Source organism: Deinococcus sp. Leaf326, from assembly GCF_001424185.1.
In the GTDB taxonomy this organism is placed as follows: domain Bacteria; phylum Deinococcota; class Deinococci; order Deinococcales; family Deinococcaceae; genus Deinococcus.
On the sequence record NZ_LMOM01000066.1, the window covers coordinates 1 to 6,418 of the forward strand.

General features: G+C 60.2%; 5 protein-coding genes and 1 pseudogene. 1 reads left to right on the forward strand and 5 read right to left on the reverse strand.

Going from position 1 to position 6,418, the window contains the following annotated elements:
• Positions 1–176: 176 nt before the first annotated feature.
• The 4 genes from ASF71_RS24220 to ASF71_RS24225 form a co-directional block, all read right to left on the reverse strand.
• Positions 177–515 carry a hypothetical protein gene (locus ASF71_RS24220; protein ID WP_156372967.1) on the reverse strand — a complete coding sequence of 113 codons (339 nt, stop codon included), beginning with the start codon at positions 513–515 and terminating at the stop codon, positions 177–179.
• Between the two features lie 393 nt (positions 516–908).
• Positions 909–4,247, reverse strand: coding sequence for a GAF domain-containing protein (locus ASF71_RS19105; RefSeq protein ID WP_056303077.1), 3,339 nt, complete (start codon positions 4,245–4,247; stop codon positions 909–911).
• Between the two features lie 421 nt (positions 4,248–4,668).
• Positions 4,669–4,869, reverse strand: a complete 201-nt coding sequence (locus ASF71_RS19110) for a hypothetical protein (protein WP_056303079.1) — start codon at positions 4,867–4,869, stop codon at positions 4,669–4,671.
• Between the two features lie 370 nt (positions 4,870–5,239).
• Positions 5,240–5,422, reverse strand: coding sequence for a hypothetical protein (locus ASF71_RS24225; protein ID WP_156372968.1), 183 nt, complete (start codon positions 5,420–5,422; stop codon positions 5,240–5,242).
• 397 nt (positions 5,423–5,819) lie between these two features.
• Here ASF71_RS24225 and ASF71_RS23180 point away from each other — a divergent pair, with 397 nt between their 5' ends.
• Positions 5,820–6,344 carry an IS5 family transposase gene (locus tag ASF71_RS23180; RefSeq protein WP_235514618.1) on the forward strand — a complete coding sequence of 175 codons (525 nt, stop codon included), beginning with the start codon at positions 5,820–5,822 and terminating at the stop codon, positions 6,342–6,344.
• Here the strand turns inward: ASF71_RS23180 and ASF71_RS24230 are convergent.
• Positions 6,325–6,418: pseudogene (locus ASF71_RS24230) on the reverse strand (IS5/IS1182 family transposase); the annotation flags it as partial. The gene ASF71_RS23180 and the pseudogene ASF71_RS24230 sit on opposite strands and share 20 nt — an antisense overlap.

Sequence of the window (6,418 nt, forward strand, 5' to 3'; positions counted from 1 at the left end):
TGTATCTCAACCGCTTGCTGCACTTCTTCACGAAAAACGCAGAATTTCTCGGCCAGCACGGCTATTCATTGTCCTACGCGAGGTGCAACTTCTGAGTATGTACCTTCCGTCAACCCCTATCCGCGGTGACTAACAGCCTTATGAATATTCTTAAATTTCTGATAGGATCGGATCCACTATAGGAATCTGTACTGTAAATAACTTAGGTTTTGTGTGGCTGTCATTAGCGCCGCGTAAGCCTGTTCCAACTCCCGCGCCCCTTCAGCAAAGTCCCCTGCAATCTCCTGACGGGCTGCAATGGCCTTTGGAGTGGGCTGATCCCGTTGATCGCGTAATAGTTCCGCCACTTGCTGGAGTTCTTGTGCTGCACATCGCAATTGGCGTTGTGCTTCACTTTGCCGGTTGAGGAGGCGGCGAATGAGCTGAGAAATATCGGCGCCATGATACGGGCTCAGTGCAGTCGCTTCCATCCGGTCGAGGGCCTCGTGTAGCTGTTGTTCTCGGGCGTCGTTCATGACACCTTAAGGTAAAAACTAGCGCATGTGATGTTTGTGAGTTTTGTAACGTTACATGGATCTTTCTGAGCGCCCGATCAGATGTCCCCAATCCTACCCTCGAACTTGACAGGCATCGTCCCTCCCTTGACCGGGCAGGCATTCGACGAGTAGATGCCAGCGCTCCTGCTCCTCGCCAGTCAGAAGCAAGTCTGTCTCTAACGGTGACCGTATCGACTGACGCCATGCTTGGCCTTCCACTTTAAGTTGCGGAGAATAACACGCGACTGTCGACAACACCGGCAGCCACAATGCCATTCGCGTAACGAAGGCGCCGGCGGGAGTGACAACCTGCTCGATCCCTATCGAGGCAACTGGTGGGGGCATAGGGCGCTCTGAGAAGGTCACATTACCTTATCGAGGTAACGCAAAGCCAAAGGTTGCACCCCCCTGGACAGTACCTTCACCCCAGACGCGTCCACCATGCCGAGTAATCAGCCGACGTACGGTGGCCAGCCCCACGCCAGTCCCCTGAAATTCTTCCTGCCGATGCAGTCGTTGGAACACGCCGAACAACTTATCGGCATACTCCGGATTGAATCCCACGCCATTGTCCCGCACGAATACCTGTATTTCTCCGGGCTGTTCCTGCGTCCACACCTCTACAGTGACGTGTTCTCGCCCCTGGCTGTATTTCACAGCGTTACTCAGCAGATTAGTCAATACCTGTTGTAACAACTGCGGGTCGGCCTGAACGACGGGCAAGGGTCCCAGTTGCCAGTCCACCGTCTGGTCTGGAAATTCCATCTGTACGTCCCGCTGCGCCTGCGTGATTACGGTACGCAGGTCTACCTCACGGAGATGAATCGGCACTCGACCGGCGCGCGAAAGGACCAGCATGGCGTCGATCAGTGCCGTCATACGATCGGCCGCTTCCGAGACGACCTGGTGGTAACGCCGGGCCTTGCCAACGTCGTTCTTGTCCAAGGCCCGGAGCGCCATCTCCGTGAAGCCCTTGACGTGACGCACGGGCGTCCTCAGATCGTGAGACGCGCTGTAGGTGAACGCCTCCAATTCGTCGTTCGCGGTATGAAGCTCCTGGTTGACCCGCTCGAGCTCCGCTGTCCGGCTTGCCAGAGCTTCCAGGCCCTGGGCCCGTTCCAGGACCAGACCTAAGCTATAGATCGCTGTTTCCAGAGCGGCTTTATCGACTGAGGTCCAGTGCCGTTGGTCGAACAGGCCGATGGCCAGCATCCCGAGTGGCTGACCGTGCATCCGGACCTGAAAGGCGGTCGCAGCCTGAACATGCCGAATCATGTCAGGCGGGGTATCCGCACCCTGCGCATAGTTGTCCTGATACTTGGGAATGCCAGTGCGCCAGGTGCTGTGCAGCGCAGGGGCATCTAGCGGCAGCCCATGCTCGTCCACGAACGCCTGAAGTGCCGGATCGCCAATATCGCCCACCTGAGATTTCAGGTGCCAACGGTCTTCTCCCGCTTCCCAGTACAAGGCATAGCCGGGAGTAAGCAGAGAGAGCATGATCTCCTGTGCCCGCCGAATCAGGACGTAGCGGTTGGTCTCTTCCGGAAGCGTGCGGGGCAGTTCAGCGAAGGCTTCCAGGGCCTGACGGCGCTGCTCGGACTCCTGCTTCTGAATCAGGACATCCTGCGCAGCGTGCGCTCGCTCCAGCGCCAGGGTCAGCCCCTGCGCCACCGCCCGCACGATGCTACGTCCCCGCTCCGACCAGCGCTTTTCCTCGCGCAAGCCCACGGTCAAGAGGCTATAGGTCTGCCCCGCGACCGTCAGGGGCAGGAACCCCGCCGCTCCGTACATGCTGGCTTCTGGCAGCTCGTTGCTGGGGGCGTCCCAACCCTCGACAAAGACCGCCCTCCCGCTGTGCACCGCTTGCGCAAAATCAGGTGCAGTCTCGGCAACGCCCGCCTGCATCTGGGCCACGACTTCCGAGGGCACGTCCTCTGACCAGGCCTGAACGACCCAACGATTTTCTACGCACTCGTGGTACGCCACACTGAGCCCAGGCAACGTCGTTTGGAGGGCCGCCACCGCTTGCCTGGCCAAGGTTGGCACGTCCGACTCCACCCCGACCGCCTCGGTAAATGCAGCGAAGGCGGCCAGGCCGGCCCGCTCTTCCTCGAGCTGCCGGGTCTGCGCGGCACGCTCCAGAACAGACCCCAGGCCCTGGGCCAGGGTCCGCAGCAGGGCGCGTTCAGCCGTCGTCCAGTGATGGGGTTGGAACGAGATAAAGTTGATGACGCCCTGCCGATGCTCCCCCTGCCCGATGGGCAAAGCGGCCATAGCGTACGTATGGGTCGTCAGCTCCGCAGCAACATCGGTCTCTGGCAAATAGGTGTCCAGAAAGACCGCTTCTCCAGTCGTCCAGCACCGGTCCAGGGTAGGGGTCTTGCCCATCGGTAAGCCCTCACGGATCTGAGCCATCAGCGCAGCGTTCCCGACATCGTTGACGTAGGCGCGCAATTGCCAGTGGTCCTCCACCGGCTCCCAGTACGCGGCGTGGCCTGGAGGCAGCAGGTTCAGGACCTGCTCCTGTGCGCGCTGAATCAGGGCGTAGTCCCCCTGCTGGGTGGAGAGTTGCGTCATCAGGAGGGAGAGCAGCTCGAGCACCCGCTCTCGCCCCTCGACTTCGGCCCGTTGCTGCCGGAGCTGTTCCAGGACAGCGATGCGGTCATAGAGCAGCGTAAAACTCCGGCCGATTGCCCGGACCAGTCCCTGCTGAAATGACGTCCAGCGCGGCCGGTGCCGAAGGGCCACGCTGAGGACCGCACAGATGTCTCCGTTCTGCTCGATGGGGTAGACCGCGGCCGTTTGAAACTGTCCCGTGTGCTCGACCTGTTGCTCGTCGGCAATCCAGCCATCCACGAAGACCGGCTGCCTGGTCTGGAGGAGTTCCGCAAAGATGGGCGTGTCCAGGGGGAGACCCTGCCGAAGAACAGAGAGCAGGTCAGGCGCGAGATCTGGGGTCCAGTTGAGGGGTTGCCAGGTCGTGGTTCGGGTATAGAACACCCCGCTACTGCCGGGAAGGACGTGCTGCAGGGTATCCAGGGCAAGACGGCCGAGGGCGGCGACATCCTCGGTCTGACTCGCGGCCTCCGTGAAGCCGACGAAGGCCTGTAGAGCAGCCTGCTCAGCCTCCAGTGCCACACTCTGGTGGCTCAGTTGGGTGGTGCGTTGCTGGACCTGGTCTGAGAGCGCGGCGATGAGTCGGACGCGGTCGAGCGCCACACTGCTCTGGGCGGCCAGGATCGTCAGGAAGCGCCGCTCTTCCAGCGTAAACTCGTGCGGCTCCCGGAAGTCCAGGATCAGGACTCCCAGGGCGCGCTCCCCAAGACGCAGGGGGAGGATCACGGTGGCGACCGCGGTCACGCCGCCGGTGTGCTGTTCCAGCTCCGGATAGGTGGCCTTCAGAGCTCCAGCATGCTCGAAGTACAGCGCTTGGCCGGAGGTCAGCGCGTCTCCAGCGGGCGTCTCCTGGGTGAGGGGTCCATCTTGCCAGACGGTCTGAGGCTGGGAGCCCTGAAGTGCAGCGACAGAGAGCCATTGACGTTGTGGGTCGAGAAGGAGGAAGGCACCCGCTAGGGCGTTCAGGGCATTCATGGCGGGGGACAAGGCGGCCGTGAGAACATCGTCTTGGGTCTGGGCGGCAGCGAGTCCCTCCGTCAGACGTTGAAGATGATCCGCAAGAAGGGGGAGGGGAAGAGTGGCGCCGTCCAACATGAAGTCAGTATAGAAAAAGAGGCTGTTGCAAATGTTTCTGGCAGAATGACGCGTCCGCGGCTAGCAGGCTCCCCAGGGCCCTGGTCTACCCCAGGTCTCTCCCGCCCATCAGGTTCGGGGGTTCTTCAGCAACGAAAGTCTCTCCCGACTCGCTGGCAGCGCGTTTCTTCTGAACGCAACCCCAACTGCACGTCAAGAAAGAGCCCTACATAAAATTGAACGCAACCCCAACTGCACGTCAAGAAAGAGCCCTACATAAAATGTAGGGCACCCTGGCCAGCTTCACTCGGCCAGCTTACGTTGTGGGGATGGAGAAAGTGTCCTTGAGACACGTCAGCTCTGTGTTCCCTGGACAGCCATAGGTTAGTCAGAAGAAGTTGAACGATCTGTCCTTTTCCTTTCACGGCTCGCAGGAACAGGTTTACTCTCGCTTGAAGTCCGTGTGCGCCGCTTGGTAGAACCGGAACCAGGCTGCCATTCCCCAAGCGTTGCATAGATGGGTGCCTAACTCAGCGGTGATGAGTCCCAGGGTAACCTCATCCTGAACGGCCCTCTCGTAGCTCACCCAGGCCGCCGCCGCTTCCGGATCATGGAATATGGAGCCCATCGGCGTGTCGTTCATCCTGCATCCCTCTCACGGGATCGCGCGGTGCACTGGTCCCACTGGAAGGTGCAGCGAGGCGTCATCCCGTCCGCCAGGGCACGTTCTTCCGCTGAGGATGGGCACTTCGCCAGAGGTGTTCTTGCCAGATGACCCGCTCTTCCATCGTCTGTGACTCGATCTGGTGCCGCCGGGTCACGATCTTTTGGACGTGTGCGTTGGCATAGACCATCCAAGCCTCTAGGGTGTGCTTACTCCATTGAGTACAAATGGGCCAGTCGTCTTCGGGCATACCGCACCGTAGGACCCTCACCCAATAAGCACCGCTCAGGGATGTGAGGGGAGGATCACGCGAACCGGAAAGTGCAAGCAGAACTCAGAGCCACACGCTTCATCCCTGATCCTCCCACTGGCGTTGGATCTCTTCCCACTCTGCTTGTCTCTGCGCTTCAGCTGCAACCAATTCTTGCCGCTGCGTGACGATCTCCTGGACCCGCCGGCGTTGGTGTGCCAGCCACTCGTCCACCTCTTGAAGGCTCGTCAACATACTGAATGGTCTGTCATGCACCGGCATCACTTCAGCGTAGACAGTGACCCAGAGGCGAGACAGTGACTTTCGGGAGACTCGACTCAGGCAGTCAGCACCCCCTCATGGCTCTGCCCTCCTCAGGGTGTCGGCCGTGAATTGTCCCGCCTCCTGCCAGATGCCCCAGAGTGCGGCCGCCTGGCGCTCCATCTCCTTGAACGATGTGGACTTCTTCCAACACCCCGCTGACGCGTGATGGGGTGAAACTCCGGCGATAGTAGCTGCCGGCTCTCCAGCGTCAATACCTTTGGATGGAGTGACCGGGCAACTGGCAGCGAGGTCCAAGCACTGGGTTTCTATCGCGCAGATCGTCTCCTCCCCTGTCCTTGGCCGCGTGCTAGGTTCTGTAGGCCAAGGTCGAGTCCTCACTAACGTTCAGTAGGATTTGTCGCTGTGGCGCGAGGAAATCACTGATGATCAATGGCGGCGGCTTGATCCGTTGTTGCCCCCTCAAATTGGACATGGGCGGCCATATCTCGACCACCGGCCCATTATCAGCGGAATCATTTGGGTGCTCCGAACGGGGGCACCCTGGCGCGATGTTCCAGAACGCTTCGGCAAGTGGACGACGATCCACAGTCGGTTCCGTCGCTGGACAGCCAACGGCATCTGGCAGGGCATTTTCAATGCAGTCCTCCGACACGCCGACCAGAACGGTCAGCTCGACTGGTCCAAGCACTTTGTGGATGGCACGGTTATTCGCGCCCATCCGTGCGCCGCAGGTGCACAGGGGGGGCAGGATGAGGCACTTGGACGGTCCCGCGGCGGATTCGGCACCAAGATTCACTTACGGGCTGAAGGTAATGGGCTCCCCATCGCATTCGTGCTCAGCGGTGGGGAACGGCACGAAGCCCAATTCTTGAAGCCATTGTTAGAGGCTGCCAAGAACCTTATGCAAAAAGGGGCTTGAGATTGTGACAGAGCAGAACACAGGCAGCCAGAAAATGAAACCCGACCAGCGTTGACGGCAGCCGTTCGAGGTCT

What these genes read in the sequence shown, in the direction of transcription:
- ASF71_RS19110 (WP_056303079.1), bottom strand. Translation starts at nt 4,869, where the DNA reads ATGAACGACACGCCGATGGGCTCCATATTCCATGATCCGGAAGCGGCG.
- ASF71_RS19105 (WP_056303077.1), bottom strand. Translation starts at nt 4,247, where the DNA reads ATGTTGGACGGCGCCACTCTTCCCCTCCCCCTTCTTGCGGATCATCTT.
- ASF71_RS24225 (WP_156372968.1), bottom strand. Translation starts at nt 5,422, where the DNA reads ATGCCGGTGCATGACAGACCATTCAGTATGTTGACGAGCCTTCAAGAG.
- ASF71_RS24220 (WP_156372967.1), bottom strand. Translation starts at nt 515, where the DNA reads ATGAACGACGCCCGAGAACAACAGCTACACGAGGCCCTCGACCGGATG.